The organism is Paractinoplanes toevensis, assembly GCF_018332695.1.
Lineage (GTDB): Bacteria > Actinomycetota > Actinomycetes > Mycobacteriales > Micromonosporaceae > Actinoplanes > Actinoplanes toevensis.
On the sequence record NZ_BOQN01000049.1, the window covers coordinates 275594 to 292045 of the forward strand.

Below are 16452 nucleotides of genomic sequence, written 5' to 3' on the forward strand. Positions count from 1 at the left end.
TGCGCAGCTCACCGAGGCCAGACATAAGAAGGGTTGGACAGCATGTCCGTACCGCAGTACCGGAAGGTTGCGGCGCTCGCGCTCGTGGCCGGCCTGGGATTCAGCCTTACCGCCTGCTCCACCAAGGGCGATGACGATTCTCCGAAGAGCGCCGCCGGCAAGACCGTCATCACGGTCGACTGCCAGCCCGACGGCTCCCAGAAGGACCTGCTGAAGAACTGGAACGACGACGTCGCGGCGTTCGAGAAGGAAAACCCCGACATCACGATCAAGAGCGTCAGCGTCGGCCAGCAGTGCAACAACCCGCCGGACTTCACGGCCCGCCTGACCGGCGGCACGATGACCGACGTCTTCTACGGCTACATGACCGACCTCCAGCAGGTGCTGGACTCCGGCCAGGCGATGGACATCACCCAGTACGCGAACAAGGACAACATCGCGACCTGGGACAGCATCGACCCGGCGCTGAAGGCGGTCTTCACCGACGAGAACAAGGTCTACGCGGTCCCGACGAAGAACTACTCGATGGGCCTGCTCTACAACAAGACCCTGTTCACCAAGGCCGGGCTCGACGTCAACAACCCGCCCAAGACCTGGGCCGACGTCCGTACGGCGGCCAAGAAGATCGCCGCCCTCGGCGGCGGGGTCTCCGGCTACTCGGAGTACAGCGCCGGCAACACCGGTGGCTGGCACTTCACCGCCGAGCTCTACGCGCAGGGCGGCCAGATCCTGTCGGCCGACAACAAGAAGGCCGACTTCAACAACGCCCAGGGCAAGCAGGTCCTGCAGAACCTCAAGGACATGCGGTACGGCGACAACAGCATGGGCAGCCGTCAGCTCCTGCAGTGGGCCGACCTGCTGACCAACGCCGCGGGCGGCAAGGTCGGCATGTTCGTCGGCGCGCCCGACGCCACCACCGCGATCGTCCAGCAGTTCCAGGGCAAGTACCAGGACTGGGCGATGGCTCCGATGCCGGGCCAGGACGGCGCGGCCAAGGGCACGCTGGGCGGCGGCGAGGGTTACTTCTTCCGCAAGGACCTCACGCCCGAGCAGGTCAAGGCCGGTCTCAAGTGGATCACCTTCGAGAAGCTGACCCCGGGCAAGGGCCAGTTCGACTACGCCCGGGCCAAGACCCAGAACCAGCCGGTCGGCCTGCCCCAGCCGCTGCTCTTCGCGAACGGCACCGAGGCGCAGAAGCAGGAGCTCGACGCCCGCAAGGCCAACCAGAACGTGCCGAGCGAGAACTTCGGTCTCTTCGAGGCCACCCCGGTGCCGATCAAGGGTGAGCCGGCCAACGCGCAGGCCATCTACGCGGTGCTGGACAGCGCGATGTCCGGGGTGCTGACCAACCCCAACGCCAACATCGACGACCTGCTCAAGACCGCCGAGACGAAGACCAACCAGCTGCTGGCTTCGAACGGCTGACCGACGAGTGCGGGGGCCTCACGGCCCCCGCACCCCTTCTCGATAGCAGGAGCTTTCGTTGGCGACGATGACCAGCGTCCCGGAAACCAAGAAAACCCCACGGGTGTACGCGGTACGCAAAGTGCAGACCCGGCGCGGACGCAAACTTCGGGACAACCTGACCGGCTACGCGTTCCTGATCGGGGCGGTCTTCTGTTTCGCCCTGTTCAGCTGGTTCCCGATGATCCGCGGCATCGTGATGAGCTTCCAGCACACCAAGCGCGGCGTGACGAGTTGGGTGGGCTTCGACAACTACACCCGGATCGTGCAGGACCCGAGCTTCTGGACCGCCTGGAAGAACACCTTCTACTTCACGGTGCTGGCCCTGATCCTCGGTTACCTGGTCCCGTTCGTGGTGGCGATCCTGCTCAACGAGCTGCGGCACGGCAAGGGCTACCTGCGCATCCTGGTCTACCTGCCGGTGATGCTGCCGCCCGCCTCGGCACTGTTCCTGTTCAAGTACTACGCGTACGACCCGAGCGACGCCGGCCTGTTCAACGCGATCCTGAAGTTCCTGCACCTGCCGACGTCGGAGTGGATGCAGTCGCCGACCATGACGATGCCGGCCATGGTGCTCGCCTCGACCTGGATGAACATGGGCGGCGCGGTGCTGATCTACCTGGCCGCCCTGCAGAACATCCCGGGCGAGCTGTACGAGGCGGCCGAGCTCGACGGCGCCGGGATCTTCCGGCGGATCTGGAACGTGACGATCCCGCAGACCCGGCTCATCCTCGCGCTGCTGGCGATGCTCCAGATCGTCGCCACCATGCAGGTCTTCATCGAGCCGCTGATCCTGGCCAACGGCGCCGGCACGCAGGACTCGGCGACCTCGGTGGCCTACCTCATCTACCAGCACGGCTTCTTCCAGAACGATCTCAACGGCGCCGCCGCACTGGGCGTGATCATGCTGCTGGTGCTGGCCGCCTTCTCCGCCGTGTACGTGCGACTGACGACGAAACAGGACTGAGACGATGTCGCGAACCCTTATCTCCCAGGCCCAGCTCCAGCGCGGCCGCGGCAAGTTCCTCTACTGGACGATCCTCGCGGCGGTCGTCGTCGTCTTCACCCTGGTCTTCATCGGGCCGCTGTACTGGATGGTCACCGGCGCGCTCAAGAGCGGGCAGGAGATCGCGCAGACCCCGCCGACGATCTGGCCGAAGGACCCGCAGACGCAGAACTACACCGACGCGTGGAACAACCTGAACCTCGCCAAGCTGATGTTCAACACGTTCTACTACGCGGCCGGCGCGGTCGTCTTCCAGCTCATCTTCGACACTGCCGCGGCGTACGCCCTCTCCAAGCTCCGCCCGATGTTCGGCAACGTGATCCTCGGCGCGATGCTGGCCACCCTGATGATCCCGGCGATGGTGCTGATCGTCCCGCAGTACGTGACCGCGATCGACCTGCCGCTGGTGCACGTCAGCCTGATCGACTCGCCGTGGGCGCTGTGGCTGCCGCTGATCGCCAACGCGTTCAACATCTTCCTGCTCAAGCGGTTCTTCGACTCGATCCCCGAGGACCTGATCGCCGCCGCCCAGGTGGACGGCGCGTCGCCGCTGCGCACGCTCTGGTCGATCATCCTGCCGATGTCGCGGCCGATCCTCGGGGTGGTCTCGATCTTCGCGGTCACCTACGTCTGGAAAGACTTCCTCTGGCCGAAGCTGGTCATGCCGTCACCGGAGACGCGCACGCTCAGTGTCGGTATCTACGCGTTCTCCGGCGGCACCCCGATGAACGTGGTCGTCGCCGCTTCGGTCATCGCCGCCATTCCCACGGTGATCATTTTCCTGATCTTCCAGCGGAACATCATGGCGGGTTTGACCACAGGCAGTCTCAAAGGCTGAAAAATCATTAGAAATACGGGTCCGGGAATACCGGGCCGTCTCACCCATGCGAGAAAGCAGGTGCTCGTGTCCACAACCGAGTGGTGGCGTAGCGCGGTCATTTACCAGGTGTACCCGCGGAGCTTCGCCGACACCGACGGCGACGGCATCGGGGACGTCCAGGGCATCCGCGCACACCTGGGGCACCTGCGTGACCTGGGCGTCGACGCGATCTGGATGAGCCCGTGGTACCCGTCGCCGATGGCCGACGCGGGCTACGACGTGGCCGACTTCCGCGACATCGACCCGGTCTTCGGCACGCTCGCCCAGGCCGAGGCGCTGATCGAGGAGGCGCACGCGGTCGGCATCCGCATGATCGTCGACATCGTCCCGAACCACATCTCCAGTGAGCACCCGTGGTTCAAGGCGGCGCTGGCCTCACCCGACGCGCCGGAACGGGACTACTTCTGGTTCCGGCCGGGGCGTGGCGAGAACGGCGACGAAATGCCGACGAACTGGAGGGGGGAGTTCGGCGGCACCACCTGGACCCGTACACCCGATGGGTCTTGGTATTTGCATCTCTTCACGCCCGAGCAACCTGATCTGAATTGGGATCACCCGGATGTGCGGGCCGAATTCGAGAGCATTCTTCGATTCTGGTTCGACCGAGGAGTCGACGGCATCCGGATCGACTCGGCGGCCCTGCTTTTCAAGGACCCCTCGTTGCCGGAGGTGGTCGAGGGCGCGAAACACCCCTTCCACGACCTCGACGAGGTGCACGACGTCTACCGCGGTTGGCGCCGGGTGGCAGAGGAATATCCCGACCGCGCTCTGATCGGCGAGGTCTGGATGCCGGAGGTCGAGCGGTTCGCCAACTATCTGCGCCCGGACGAGTTGCACGCGGCGTTCAACTTCGACTTCCTCGGCTGCGCCTGGGACCCGCGGCTGATGCGCGAATGCGTCGACCGCACCCTCGACGCGCACCGGGCCGTCGGCGCCCCGGCCACCTGGGTGCTGTCCAACCACGACGTCACCCGGCACGTCACCCGCTACGGCCGCGCCGACACCACGTTCAGCTTCGACAACAACCTCGACGGCACCCCGGTCGACCTCATGCTCGGCACCCGGCGGGCCCGCGCGGCCGCGCTGCTGTCGCTGTCGCTGCCCGGCGGCACCTACATCTACCAGGGCGAGGAGCTGGGTCTCTGGGAGAACGAGAACATCCCGCCGGCCTCCTACCAGGACCCGATGTGGGCGCGGCGCGGGCACAGCCGGGACGGCTGCCGGGTGCCGCTGCCGTGGAGCGGCGACGAACCGCCGTTCGGTTTCAGCACCGCCGACCCGTGGCTTCCCCAGCTGCCCGAATGGAAGGACCTGACCGTCGAGGCGCAGAGCGGCGACCCGACTTCGATGCTCGAGCTGTACCGCGCGGCCATCGCCCTGCGCCGCGCCGAGGACGGGCTGCACCGGCCCGCCATGTCCTGGCTGGACCTCGGCCCCGAGGTCCTCGCCTACACCCGAGGCGACCGGTTCGCCTGCGTCGTCAACATGTCCGGCTCCCCGATCCCCCTGCCGGACCACGAGACCTCCCTGCTCGCCAGTGGCCCACTCGACGGTGACCGCCTCCCCCAGGACACCGCCGTCTGGCTGCGTTTGACGGCCTGACAGGGAGTCGGGGGCTTTTCACGGAAGAAAGGCTCGCTCCCGCTATGCCTCGATTCAGAAGACTCCTTGCCGCGTCCGCCGCGGCGGGAGTCGTAGCCGCCATCTTCTCCGTCCCCACCGCAGCCTCCGCCGCCGGCCCGAACCTGGCGGCCGGAAAGACCTTCAGCGCCAGCAGCTACGCCGACGTCTACGGCGCCGGCAACGCCGGCGACGGCAACGCGAACACCTACTGGGAGAGCAACAACAACGCGTTCCCGCAGTGGCTGCAGGTTGACCTGGGCGCCGCCACCAGCGTCAACCAGGCAATCCTGAAGCTGCCGCCGGCCACCGCCTGGGCCACCCGCACCGAGACCCTGACCGTCCAGGGCAGCACCGACGGCTCGTCGTTCAGCACCCTGAAAGCCTCGGCCGGCTACACCTTCAACCCGGCCTCCGGCAACAGCGTGACCATCGACTTCACGGCGACCACGGCCCGGTTCGTCCGGCTGTCGTTCACCGGCAACACCGGCTGGCCGGCCGGCCAGCTGTCCGAACTGGAGGTCTACGGTCCGGCCACCGGCGGGGACACCCAGGCGCCGAGCGCGCCCGGCAACCTCGCCTACACCCAGCCCGGTTCCGGGCAGATCCGGCTGACCTGGTCGGCCTCGACCGACAACGTCGGCGTCACCGGCTACGACGTGTACGCCAACGGGGTGCTGCGCACCAGCCTCGGTGCGGGCGTGCTGACCTACACCGACAGCCAGCCGGACACCGCCACCGTCGCCTACCAGGTGAAGGCCAAGGACGCGGCCGGCAACGTCTCGGCCGCGAGCAACACGGTCACGCGCAACGGTTCTTCTGTCGGTGGGACCAACCTCGCGCTCAACAAGCCGATCGAGGCGTCCTCGACCGTCTTCACGTTCGTGGCCACCAACGCCAACGACGGCAACACGGCCACCTACTGGGAGGGCAACGCGTACCCGGCTCTGCTCACCGCGAAGCTGGGCTCGAACGCCTCGCTTCAGCAGGTGGTGGTCAAGCTCAACCCGGACAGTTCCTGGGGTACGCGGCAGCAGACGTTCTCGGTTCTCGGGCGCGATCAGGGCTCGTCGTCGTTCACCACGCTGGTCGGGTCCGCGACGTACACCTTCAACCCGGCCTCGGGCAACACGGTGACCATCCCGGTCAGCGGAACCGCCGCGGACGTCCGCCTGTCCTTCACCGCCAACAGCGGCGCGCCGAGCGGCCAGGTGGCCGAGTTCCAGGTGATCGGTACCGCGGCCCCGAACCCGGACCTGACCGTGACGGCCCTGACGTTCTCACCGTCCGCCCCGGTGGAGACGGACGCGGTGACGCTGTCGGCGACCGTCAAGAACATCGGAACAGCCGCGGCTGCCGCGACGACGGTCAGCTTCTACGTGGGTACCACTAAGGTTAGTACGGCTAACGTTAGTGCGACTAACGTTGGTGCCACTAACGTTGTCACGGCTAACATCGGTGCTCGGGACGCCGGCAGCTACCCGCTTTCCGCGGTGGTCGACGAGCCGAATGCGGTGATCGAGACCAACGAGGCGAACAACTCGTTCTCGGCACCGAGCAACCTCGTGGTGACCCCGGTCAGCAGCTCCGACCTGGTCGCCTCGGTGGTCTCCTGGTCCCCCGGCAACCCGGCGCCCGGCAACACGGTCACCTTCTCGGTGACGATCAAGAACCAGGGCTCGGCGGCCTCGGCCTCCGGTGCGCACGGTGTCACCGTGACCGTGCTGAACGGCTCGACCGTGGTGAAGACCCTGACCGGCTCCTACACCGGGGCGCTGGCCGCGGGTGCTTCGTCGCCGGCGCTCAACCTCGGCACCTGGACCGCCGTGAACGGCAAGTACACGGTCCGCACGGTGGTCGCGGTCGACGCCAACGAACTGGCCGTCAAGCAGGCCAACAACACCGCCGACAAGCCGTTCTTCGTCGGGCGGGGCGCCAACATGCCCTACGACATGTACGAGGCCGAGGACGGCTCGATCGGCGGCGGCGCGGCGATCGTCGGGCCCAACCGTACGGTCGGCGACCTGGCCGGCGAGGCGTCCGGCCGCAAGGCCGTCACCCTCAACCAGACCGGGGCGTACGTGCAGTGGACGTCGCGTGCGGCCACCAACACGATCGTCGCCCGTTTCTCCATCCCGGACGGCACCACCAGCTCGATCAACGTGTACGTGAACGGCAGCCTCAACAAGGCGCTGCCGCTCACCTCGAAGTACGCGTGGCTGTACGGCAACGAGACGGCGCCGCAGAACTCCGGATCCGACCCGCGGCACATCTACGACGAGGCGAACATCCTGCTCACCGGCTCGTTCCCGGCCGGCAGCACGATCAAGCTGCAGAAGGACGGGGCCAACTCGGGCACCATCGCGATCGACTTCATCAACCTGGAGCAGGTCGCGGCGCTGGGCAACCCGGACGCCTCGAAGTACGTCGTGCCGGCCGGTTTCGACCAGCAGTCGGTGCAGAACGCCCTGGATGCCGCGCGGCAGGACACCACCAAGCTCGGTGTCTACCTGCCCGCCGGTGACTACCAGACCTCCAGCAAGCTGCAGGTCTACGGCCGGCCGATCGTGGTCACCGGCGCGGGCCCCTGGTACACCCGCTTCTACACCCCGTCCACCCAGACCGAGACCGACGCCGGCTTCCGGGCCGACTCGGGCGCGAACGGTTCGACGTTCAAGAACTTCGCGTTCTTCGGCAACTACACGACCCGGATCGACGGGCCCGGCAAGGTGTTCGACTTCGCGAACGTCTCCGGCATCACCATCGACAACATCTGGGCCGAGCACGTGGTGTGCCTCTACTGGGGCGCGAACACCGACAACATGGTCATCAAGAACACCCGGATCCGCGACACCTTCGCGGACGGGATCAACATGACCAACGGCAGCACCGGCAACCTGGTCGACAACAACGAGGCCCGGGCCACCGGGGACGACAGCTTCGCGCTGTTCTCGGCGATCGACGCGGGCGGCTCGGACGAGATCAACAACACCTTCTCGAACCTGACGTCGATCCTGACCTGGCGGGCCGCGGGCATCGCGGTCTACGGCGGGTACGCCAACACGTTCAAGAACATCTACGTCGCGGACACCCTGGTCTACTCGGGCATCACGATCAGCTCGCTGGACTTCGGCTACCCGATGAACGGTTTCGGCGCCAACCCACCGACGGTGTTCGACAACATCTCGATCGTCCGGGCCGGCGGTCACTTCTGGGGCGGGCAGACCTTCCCGGCGATCTGGATGTTCAGCGCGTCGAAGGTCTTCCAGGGCATCCGGGTGAGCAACGTCGACATCGTCGACCCGACCTACTCCGGAATCATGTTCCAGACCAACTACGTGGGTGGCCAGCCGCAGAACCCGATCAAGGACAGCATCTTCACCAACATCACGATCAGTGGTGCACAGAAGAGCGGCGACGCGTACGACGCCAAGTCCGGCTTCGGCATCTGGGCCAACCCGCTGCCCGAGTCCGGCCAGGGCCCGGCGGTCGGCACGGCGACCTTCACCAACCTGCAGTTCAGCAACAACTACCGGGACATCGAGAACACGACCAGCACGTTCACCATCGTGCGTAACTAAAACCCCGCTCCCATCCCCAAAAGGAAGGGCCCGCGCCGCGTCCGGCGCGGGCCCTTCCGCTCGTAAGGTGTTCCGCATGGAGAGCGTGAAGCTGGCGGACGGGCGCGTGCTGGAGTTCCTGGTGGAGGGTCCGGAGGACGGCCTGCCGCTGGTCGTGCACCACGGCACCCCGGGCGCCGCGGTCAGCCGCGCGGGGATGTTCCCGCCCGGCGTGCGGGTGGTGATGATCAGCCGGCCGGGCTACGCGACCTCGACGCCGCTGCCGGGCCGGGACGTCGCCGCCGCGGCCGCCGACACGGCCGCCGTGCTCGACGCGATCGGCATCGCCGAGTTCGTCACTCTGGGCTGGTCGGGCGGCGGCCCGCACGCCCTCGCCTGCGCGGCCCGGCTGCCCGATCGGTGTCTCGCGGCGGCCACCATCGCCGGCGTGGCGCCCTATGACGCCGGCGGACTGGACTGGCTGGACGGCATGGGCGCGGAGAACGTCGAGGAGTTCGGCAAGGCGCTGGCCGGCCCCGCGGAGCTGGAGGCCTTCCTCGCCGAGGCCGAGGGCTCGTTCGCGCACGTACAGCCGGGGGAGATCATCGCCGCCTTCGGCGACCTGGTCTCCGAGGTCGACAAGCGGGCGCTGGCCGAGGGATTCGCGGACTACCTGGCCGCGTCCATCCGGCACGCCCTGTCCGGCGGGACGGCCGGCTGGCGCGACGACGACCTGGCCTTCTGCAAACCGTGGGGATTCGCCGTCGCCGGCATTGAGCCACCGGTCTCCCTGTGGCAGGGCGACCAGGACCGGATGGTGCCGTTCGGGCACGGCCGATGGCTGGCGGCCCATCTGCCGCGCCCGGAGGCGCATCTGGTCCCGGGCGAGGGTCACATCTCCCTGATCAACAGCATCGACCGGATCGTCACCACGCTCCGCCGCCAGGCCGCTGTCTAGGCCGGCGACCCGGGCTCGAGCAGACCGGGCTCGGTGAGGTCGGGCTGGGGCACGTCGCGCAGGTGGCGGTTGTGCCGCGGCTCCTGCTTCGACTTCGAGTCGTTCAGCTTCCGGCGCAGGTCGTCCCGGCAGTCCATGACGGCCGCGTGCAGCTCCTCCAGCGACGAGGTCGTGACGATCTTGTCGCGACCGCCGATCCAGCACTCGAGGGTGACCTTCTGACCGCGGGCTTCGCGGTCCTTCACCGAGATCTCCAGTTCCGTCGTGTCGGCGTGGAACGAGGCCAGCCGGGCGTCCAGGGTGGCGAACAACTCCGTGAGCCAGATGCGGTCGCCCTGGGTGAAGCCGGTACCGACGCGCAGGCAATCCTCGACGGTCGCCGGGTTGCTGACGGCACTCATGAGACCTCCTGGTGATGGACAAGTGGGACAAGGCGCCCAATGCCCGGAGATCGGGCTTCACAAACGCGTAACGAACTTGTTCAATGTCTGGGAGCGCTCCCACCGCCACCGAGGGGATCCCCATGCGCCGTGTCCTGCTTGCCCTTCTCGCCCTCACCCTGACCGCCGCGGGCCTCGTCTACGCCAACGGTTCGGCGTCCGCCGCCGGCGCCTACAACTACGGCGAGGCCCTGCAGAAGTCGATGTTCTTCTACCAGGCCCAGATCGCCGGCAAGAAGCCCTCGTTCAGCCAGGTGTCCTGGCGCGGCGACGCCGCCCTCAAGGACGGCTCCGACGTCGGGCTCGACCTCACCGGCGGCTGGTTCGACGCCGGCGACCACGTGAAATTCGGGTTCCCGATGGCGTTCAGCACCACGATGCTCGCCTGGGGTGCCGTCGAGTACCGCGACGCGTACGCGAAGTCCGGGCAGTTGACCTCGTTCTTGAACAACCTTCGCGTGCCCAACGACTACTTCATCAAGGCGCACCCGTCCGCCAACGTGCTCTACGGACAGGTCGGCAAGGGCGACGACGACCACAAATGGTGGGGCCCGGCCGAGGTGATGCCGATGGCCCGGCCGGCCTACAAGATCGACGCCACCTGCGGCGGCTCCGACCTGGCCGGGGAGACGGCCGCGGCGATGGCCGCCAGCTCCATCGTCTTCCGGCCCACCGACGCGGCGTACGCCGACAAGCTGCTCGCCCACGCGAAACAGCTCTACACGTTCGCCGACACGGTGCGGAAGGCGTACAGCGACTGCATCACCGACGCCGCCTCGTACTACAAGTCGTGGAGCGGCTATCAGGACGAGCTGGTGTGGGGCGCGATCTGGCTGTACCGGGCGACCAGCGACGCTGCCTATCTGACCAAGGCCGAGGCCGAGTACGACGCGCTCGGCACCGAGCCGCAGACCACCACGCATTCCTACAAGTGGACGATCGCCTGGGACAACAAGCAGTTCGGGGCGTACGTGCTGCTGGCCAACCTGACCGGCAAGCAGAAGTACATCGACGACGCCAACCGGTGGCTCGACTGGTGGACGGTCGGCGTCAACGGCGAGAAGGTGCGTTACTCGCCGGGCGGGGAGGCCGTGCTCGACAGCTGGGGCTCGCTGCGCTATTCCGCCAACACCGCGTTCGTGGCGCTGGTCTACAGCGACAAGACCGGCGACGCCACCCGCAAGACCCGTTACCACGACTTCGCGCTGCGGCAGATCGACTACGCCCTCGGCGACAACCCGCGGAAGTCCAGCTATCTGATCGGCTTCGGCGCCAACGCGCCGAAGAACCCCCATCACCGTACGGCGCACGGCTCCTGGTGGGACAACATGACGGTGCCGACCGAGACCCGGCACGTGCTGTACGGCGCCCTGGTGGGTGGCCCGTCCACCAACGACGACGCCTACACCGACCAGCGCAGCGACTACGTGATGAACGAGGTGGCCACCGACTACAACGCCGGGTTCACCTCGGCGCTGGCCCGGCTCTACAACGAGTACGGCGGTACGCCGCTCGCCGGGTTCCCGCAGGCCGAAACCCCGGACATGGACGAGATCACGGTCGAGACCACGGTGATGCAGGCCGAGACCCGCAGCACCGGACTCAAGGTGATGATCTACAACAAGTCGGCCTACCCGGCGCGGGCCCTGACCAGCGCGTCCTACCGGTACTACTTCCGCCGCGAGGGCACCGTCGCGCCGGTCGTCACGCCGGGTTACACCCAGGGTTGCCCGTCGCCGTCCACCGCCACCCAGGTGTCCGGCGACCTCTGGTACGTCGAGGTGAACTGCGCCGGCTACACCATCGCACCGGCCGGGCAGTCGCAGCACCGGATGGAGGTGCAGTTCAAGGTCGGCGTGGCCGAGGGCGGCACCTGGGACCCGACCAATGATCCGTCCTACGTGACCGGAACGGCGATCAACAAGAACGTGCCGCTGTACGAGGCCGGCAAGTTGATCTGGGGTCAAGAGCCCGGCGGTTCCACGCCGACGACCTCGCCGACCACCTCGTCGCCGTCGCCCAGCCCATCCGTTTCCACCAGCCCGTCGACCTCCCCGTCCCCGTCCCCGTCCCCGTCCCCGTCGCCGTCGGCCTCGGCCGGTTGCCGGGTCACCTACAGCGCCAACGACTGGGGGAGTGGCTTCACCGGGACGGTCACCGTGGCCAACACCGGCACCGCCGCGTGGACCTCGTGGAACCTGGGCTTCGCGTTCGCCGGCAGCCAGAAGATCAGCCAAGGCTGGTCGGCGAACTGGACCCAGACCGACACTCAGGTCACCGCGACCAGCCTGACCTACAACGGTGCGGTCCCAGCCGGCGGCTCCACCAGCGCCGGCTTCAACGGCACCTACACCGGCAGCAACCCGGCACCCTCAGCATTCACCGTCAACGGCCTGACCTGCACGAGGGGGTAGCAGGGCCAGGTGGCGCTCGGCCACCAGGTTGAAGCGCAACGCGCAGGCGACCAGCGCCTCCCGCTTGTGATCCAGGCGGGGGCGCTGGGCACTGTCCCGCTGCCGCAGCCGCAGCTTGTGCTCGGCCAGGTAGTCGATGTGGAAGTTCACCGCGCTGCCGGTCAGCGCGCCACCCAGCCGGTCGACGAGCTCCGGCAGCAGCGGGATCGCCACCGACGAGCTGTCCCGCAGCCGCGGCTCGCACAGCGCCACCAGCACCAGGAAGTACTTCGCGCTCTCGTCCAGCGAGAAGGCCCGCATGGTGGCGGTGCCCGCGTCCGGTCCGGGGTCGGCGTAGGTGTGCTCGGGCGCGTAGACCAGGAAGCTCATCTCGCCGTCCGGGACCGGGATCACCACCCGGGCGAACTCGAACGGGACCGGGGCGTCCACCCGGCGCGGCGCGATCTTCAGGTGCTCGCCGCCGCCTTCGGGATTGTCCACGACGTACGTCCGCTCGCTGCTGAAATTGGTGATCAGCCAGAAATCGGCGGTCGCGGTCACCTGCCCGGCCAGCCGGGACACCGCCGGGTGCGGCAACGGGACGTCCGGCGTACGGCCGGGTTCGCCGCGACCGAACGTGGCCGTCTCGCCGGGTTTCAGCCGCAGCAGGGTCGGCTTGTCGTCGTCGGACGGGAGCTGGATGAGTACACCGGACACGGCTCAGTACCCGTACTCGATGGTCTTGGTCTTGATCTTGCTGGTGTAGGCCGTGGTTTCCGGCGGCACGCCGTTGGCCTTGCGGACGCGTTTACCGCCGACCCGATAGGCCGAGGCGATCAGCAGTTGCTGGTCGCCGGGCAGATAGCCGACGGTGTCGACCAGATAGCAGAGGAACGCGCCCATCGCGCGGATCGAATCGTCGGCGTCGAAAACACTGGCGGTGCGGTCCGGGTGTTTCGGTGCCCAGCCCGCGAACACCGTCGGCGTCCACATCGCGATGCCGTACTCATCGGTCTGCGGTGACCGTTTGGCCGGGTCGAAATTGCTCTCGACCCGGAGCATCCCGGCGATCAGGGCCGGGGTGACCGCGGGTTTCGGGCACGAGTGCGCGGCCTCGGCGATCACCGTCCGATACTGGGCCGGAACCTCGCCGCCGGGACGCAGTTCACCCGGCGCCGGTGTCTTCACCTTCTCGCTCTTCTCCGCCGTATCCGGCTCCGTCTCGGCCGGCGCCGGCGCGGTCGAAGCGCCCAGCAGAAGTGCGGAGAGGGCGGCGGCGATCGCGAAACCGGTCCGGCGGATCGGTGTCGCGGTGCCGGTCGCCGCCGGCGCCCCGGCCATCCGCGCACCCAGATCGCGGGTCGCGGCCAGGCGCTCGGCGTGGCCCGGGCGCAGGCAGTCGCGGATGATCTCCGGCCAGGGCGGCGGGATCGCCGGGGCCAGGCGCAGCTGCCCCGGGTCGGCGGCGTACTCCCGGATCGCGCCGGCCCGCGCCGCCGGGGTCGCGCCGGGGAACGGGTGCATGCCGCCGGTCAGCACCTCGTGGGCGATGACGCCGAACGCCCACACGTCAGTGGCCGGCCGGGTGATCACGCCGCGGCTGTCCAGGCCCTGGTCCCACCACTCCGGCGGCAGATAGTCCTGGGTGCCCAGCCCCGGCGTGTAGCCGTGGGTGCCCTCGATCTGCGCGGCCAGCCCGAAGTCGCCGACCCGCACCGAGCCGTCCTCGGCGATCAGCACGTTGGCCGGCTTGAGGTCGCCGTGCACCCAGCCTTCCGCGTGCATGTAGGACAGGGCCTGCCACAGTTCCCGCAGGATCCGGGGGTCGGCCGGCCCCGCCTCCAGCACCCGGCGAAGGTCCGTGCGGGCCAGCTCCATCACCAGCGCGACGGTGCCGTCCGGCAGGGTGAAGGCGTCGATCGTACGGATCAGATGGGCGTGCCGGGCACCGCGGCCGAAGCGTTCCTCCCGATCGAGGAACTCGGCCCGTTGGGCCGGGGTGAGCAGGGCCGACGGCAGCATCTTGAGCGCGACGTCGTCACCGGTGCCGAGCCGGCGCGCGGCGTAGACACTTCCCCATTGACCTGAGGCAATGTAACGGAGCACCCGGTAATCGCCGACGATCGTGCCGTCGGATATCTCGGTCAACGGTCGCATCTGGCCCCCTTTCGGGGTCATTGTGCAACACCGTCTCCATTGGACGAGCCGCACAACCTGAGAGCTCTCAGGTGCCGCAATTCGGGCACAGCCATCAGCCTGTGTGCATGTCTCAAATCCGTGGTGCATTGGCGGCCGTCACCGCCATCATGCTCGTGGCCGGGCCCGGCAGCGCCGCCTTCGCCGATCCCGTGGTTCCCCCGCCGGACGCGTCCTACGACCCGGCGATGCTCGCCGCGCTGAAGCGCGACCTCAACCTCGACTCCTCCGTGTTCGCCCGCGACCGGCATGCCGCCGACGCCGAACCCGGACTCCGCACGTCGCTGGGCGCCGCGTTCGGCGGATTGTGGATCGACGGCGAGGGCTTCACCGTCGGCGTGACCGACGCCGGCCTCGCCGGAACGGTTCGTGCCGCCGGTGGCCGGGCCCGCGTCGTCGCCCACAGTGCTGCCGAACTCGACCGGGTTAAGGCCGCCCTCGACCGCGCCGGAGCCGGCCGGGCTCAGGGCGTCACCGGTTGGGGTGTCGACCCGCGGACCAACAGCGTCCTGGTCACCGCCGTGACGGCCGATGCCGCCACCGATCTCGTCGCCGCCGCCGGGGTTACCGGCGGTCCGGTTCGGGTGGAGGTGGACGCACGCAAGCCCACACCCACCTATCCGGTTCGTGGCGGAGACCATTACCTCGACTGGATAGCGAACTCCAACTCCGTCGGCGTGTGCTCGGTCGGGTTCTCCGTCATCGGCGGGTTCGTGACGGCCGGGCACTGCACGCACACCGGCGAGATGACCACCGGCTACAACGACGTGGATCAGGGAGTCGTGCGCGCCTCCGTCACGTCCGGAACCGACGCCAGCTGGGTCCAGACGAACGCGATGTGGACGCCGCAGGCCCTGGTCAACAACCACAACGGCGGAACCGTGGCGGTCACCGGTTCGCAGGACGCCGCCGTCGGTGCGGCCGTGTGCCGGTCCGGCCGGACCAGCGGATGGCACTGCGGGAAGATCCTGTCCCGCGGATACACCACTCGCACCGACGACTACACCTGGAACAACCAGATCAAGACGGATGTGTGCGCCAACGGCGGCGACTCCGGCGGTGCGTTGGTGGCCGGTACCCAGGGCCAGGGCACCACCTCCGCGAGTTGGGCCGAGTGCGGCCAGGACGACCCCGCCTCGTCGTATCAGCCCCTCAGCCAGATCCTCGACATGTACGGTCTGACTCTGGTGACCAGCGCGCCGCCGCAGGTGCCGCTGGCCGGTGACTGGAACGGCGACGGCAAGGACACCATCGCGATCTGGCGGCCCAACGAGCACAAGTTCTACCTGCGAAACTCGCTGTCCAGCGGCGGCGCGGACGTGACGCTCACCTTCGGGCAGGCCGACGATGTGCCGGTCGCGGGTGACTGGAACGGCGACGGCGTCGACACCGTCGGCGTGTGGCGGCCCAGCGAGAACGCCTTCTACCTGCGCGCCACCAACGACCCGGCGAACGGGGCCACGACCACCCTGGACCTCGCCGACACCAACCAGCTGCCGCTGATCGGCGACTGGACCGGAGATGGGAAGGACGACGTCGGCCGGAGCCGGTACTCGAACCATCAGCACTATCTGTACCGGTCCGGGCAGACCACGATCGAGATCAATTTCGGGCAGCTCGGGGACGTGCCGCTCTCCGGTGACTGGGACAAGAACGGCGTCGACAGCATCGGCCTGTTCCGGCCCGGCAACAACACCTGGTACCGCAAGTACAACAACGATCCGGCCGACAGCGGGACGCACACGCCGCTGGCGTTCGGCCAGATGCGGGACCTGCCGATCGCGGGCGACTGGAACGGCGACGGCATGGACACGGTCGGCGTCTACCGCAACACGAACAAGACCTTCTACCTCTACAACGAGTCGGGCTCCACGACTCAGTTCGTCTACGGCTGAGGGGGCGCGTGATGTCCTTCATCCGCTTAACGTTCGTCCC

At 68.1% G+C, this 16452-nt stretch carries 11 protein-coding genes; 8 read left to right on the plus strand and 3 right to left on the minus strand.

Translation table 11 applies throughout. From position 1 onward, the window contains the following. Window positions 1-42: 42 nt before the first annotated feature. The 6 genes from Ato02nite_RS18035 to Ato02nite_RS18060 all read left to right on the plus strand — a co-directional run bounded on the left by Ato02nite_RS18035 (window position 43) and on the right by Ato02nite_RS18060 (window position 9488). On the plus strand, window positions 43-1425 hold the full coding sequence (locus Ato02nite_RS18035; RefSeq protein ID WP_213007696.1) for an ABC transporter substrate-binding protein: 1383 nt from the start codon (window positions 43-45) through the stop codon (window positions 1423-1425). Between the two features lie 67 nt (window positions 1426-1492). Further along, window positions 1493-2431, plus strand: coding sequence for a carbohydrate ABC transporter permease (locus Ato02nite_RS18040; protein WP_213007722.1), 939 nt, complete (start codon window positions 1493-1495; stop codon window positions 2429-2431). A gap of 4 nt (window positions 2432-2435) precedes the next feature. Then, on the plus strand, window positions 2436-3308 hold the full coding sequence (locus Ato02nite_RS18045) for a carbohydrate ABC transporter permease (RefSeq protein ID WP_213007697.1): 873 nt from the start codon (window positions 2436-2438) through the stop codon (window positions 3306-3308). A 66-nt stretch (window positions 3309-3374) separates the two neighbouring features. Beyond that, window positions 3375-4952 (plus strand): glycoside hydrolase family 13 protein, encoded by a 1578-nt coding sequence (locus Ato02nite_RS18050; protein WP_438873049.1) that lies wholly within the window; start codon window positions 3375-3377, stop codon window positions 4950-4952. A gap of 44 nt (window positions 4953-4996) precedes the next feature. Next, complete coding sequence (locus tag Ato02nite_RS18055) at window positions 4997-8551, plus strand: galactose-binding domain-containing protein (RefSeq protein ID WP_213007698.1); 3555 nt, start codon at window positions 4997-4999, stop codon at window positions 8549-8551. Between the two features lie 76 nt (window positions 8552-8627). After that, a complete protein-coding gene (locus Ato02nite_RS18060) occupies window positions 8628-9488 on the plus strand; it encodes an alpha/beta fold hydrolase (RefSeq protein ID WP_213007699.1) in 861 nt (286 codons plus the stop codon). Here Ato02nite_RS18060 and Ato02nite_RS18065 read toward each other — a convergent pair. Next, window positions 9485-9889, minus strand: a complete 405-nt coding sequence (locus Ato02nite_RS18065) for an HPF/RaiA family ribosome-associated protein (RefSeq protein ID WP_213007700.1) — start codon at window positions 9887-9889, stop codon at window positions 9485-9487. The two genes, Ato02nite_RS18060 and Ato02nite_RS18065, sit on opposite strands and share 4 nt — an antisense overlap. A gap of 122 nt (window positions 9890-10011) precedes the next feature. Between Ato02nite_RS18065 and Ato02nite_RS18070 the strand changes: the two genes are divergently transcribed. Next, window positions 10012-12342, plus strand: coding sequence for a glycoside hydrolase family 9 protein (locus Ato02nite_RS18070; RefSeq protein ID WP_213007701.1), 2331 nt, complete (start codon window positions 10012-10014; stop codon window positions 12340-12342). Here Ato02nite_RS18070 and Ato02nite_RS18075 read toward each other — a convergent pair. Both Ato02nite_RS18075 and Ato02nite_RS18080 read right to left on the minus strand, forming a co-directional pair. Further along, entirely contained in the window at window positions 12301-13038 is a 738-nt protein-coding gene (locus Ato02nite_RS18075; RefSeq protein ID WP_246607142.1) for an FHA domain-containing protein, read from the minus strand. The genes Ato02nite_RS18070 and Ato02nite_RS18075 overlap by 42 nt on opposite strands. Before the next feature lie 3 nt (window positions 13039-13041). Then, window positions 13042-14478: a protein kinase domain-containing protein gene (locus Ato02nite_RS18080; protein WP_213007702.1), complete on the minus strand. Its 1437-nt coding sequence runs from the start codon at window positions 14476-14478 to the stop codon at window positions 13042-13044. 107 nt (window positions 14479-14585) lie between these two features. Here Ato02nite_RS18080 and Ato02nite_RS18085 point away from each other — a divergent pair, with 107 nt between their 5' ends. Further along, window positions 14586-16412: a S1 family peptidase gene (locus Ato02nite_RS18085; RefSeq protein ID WP_213007703.1), complete on the plus strand. Its 1827-nt coding sequence runs from the start codon at window positions 14586-14588 to the stop codon at window positions 16410-16412. Window positions 16413-16452 lie beyond the last annotated feature (40 nt).

Bases quoted from the DNA above. Each gene is read 5' to 3' on its own strand.
- Ato02nite_RS18035 (WP_213007696.1), top strand. From the start codon at position 43: ATGTCCGTACCGCAGTACCGGAAGGTTGCGGCGCTCGCGCTCGTGGCC.
- Ato02nite_RS18040 (WP_213007722.1), top strand. From the start codon at position 1,493: ATGACCAGCGTCCCGGAAACCAAGAAAACCCCACGGGTGTACGCGGTA.
- Ato02nite_RS18045 (WP_213007697.1), top strand. From the start codon at position 2,436: ATGTCGCGAACCCTTATCTCCCAGGCCCAGCTCCAGCGCGGCCGCGGC.
- Ato02nite_RS18055 (WP_213007698.1), top strand. From the start codon at position 4,997: ATGCCTCGATTCAGAAGACTCCTTGCCGCGTCCGCCGCGGCGGGAGTC.
- Ato02nite_RS18060 (WP_213007699.1), top strand. From the start codon at position 8,628: ATGGAGAGCGTGAAGCTGGCGGACGGGCGCGTGCTGGAGTTCCTGGTG.
- Ato02nite_RS18065 (WP_213007700.1), bottom strand. From the start codon at position 9,889: ATGAGTGCCGTCAGCAACCCGGCGACCGTCGAGGATTGCCTGCGCGTC.
- Ato02nite_RS18070 (WP_213007701.1), top strand. From the start codon at position 10,012: ATGCGCCGTGTCCTGCTTGCCCTTCTCGCCCTCACCCTGACCGCCGCG.
- Ato02nite_RS18080 (WP_213007702.1), bottom strand. From the start codon at position 14,478: ATGCGACCGTTGACCGAGATATCCGACGGCACGATCGTCGGCGATTAC.
- Ato02nite_RS18085 (WP_213007703.1), top strand. From the start codon at position 14,586: ATGTCTCAAATCCGTGGTGCATTGGCGGCCGTCACCGCCATCATGCTC.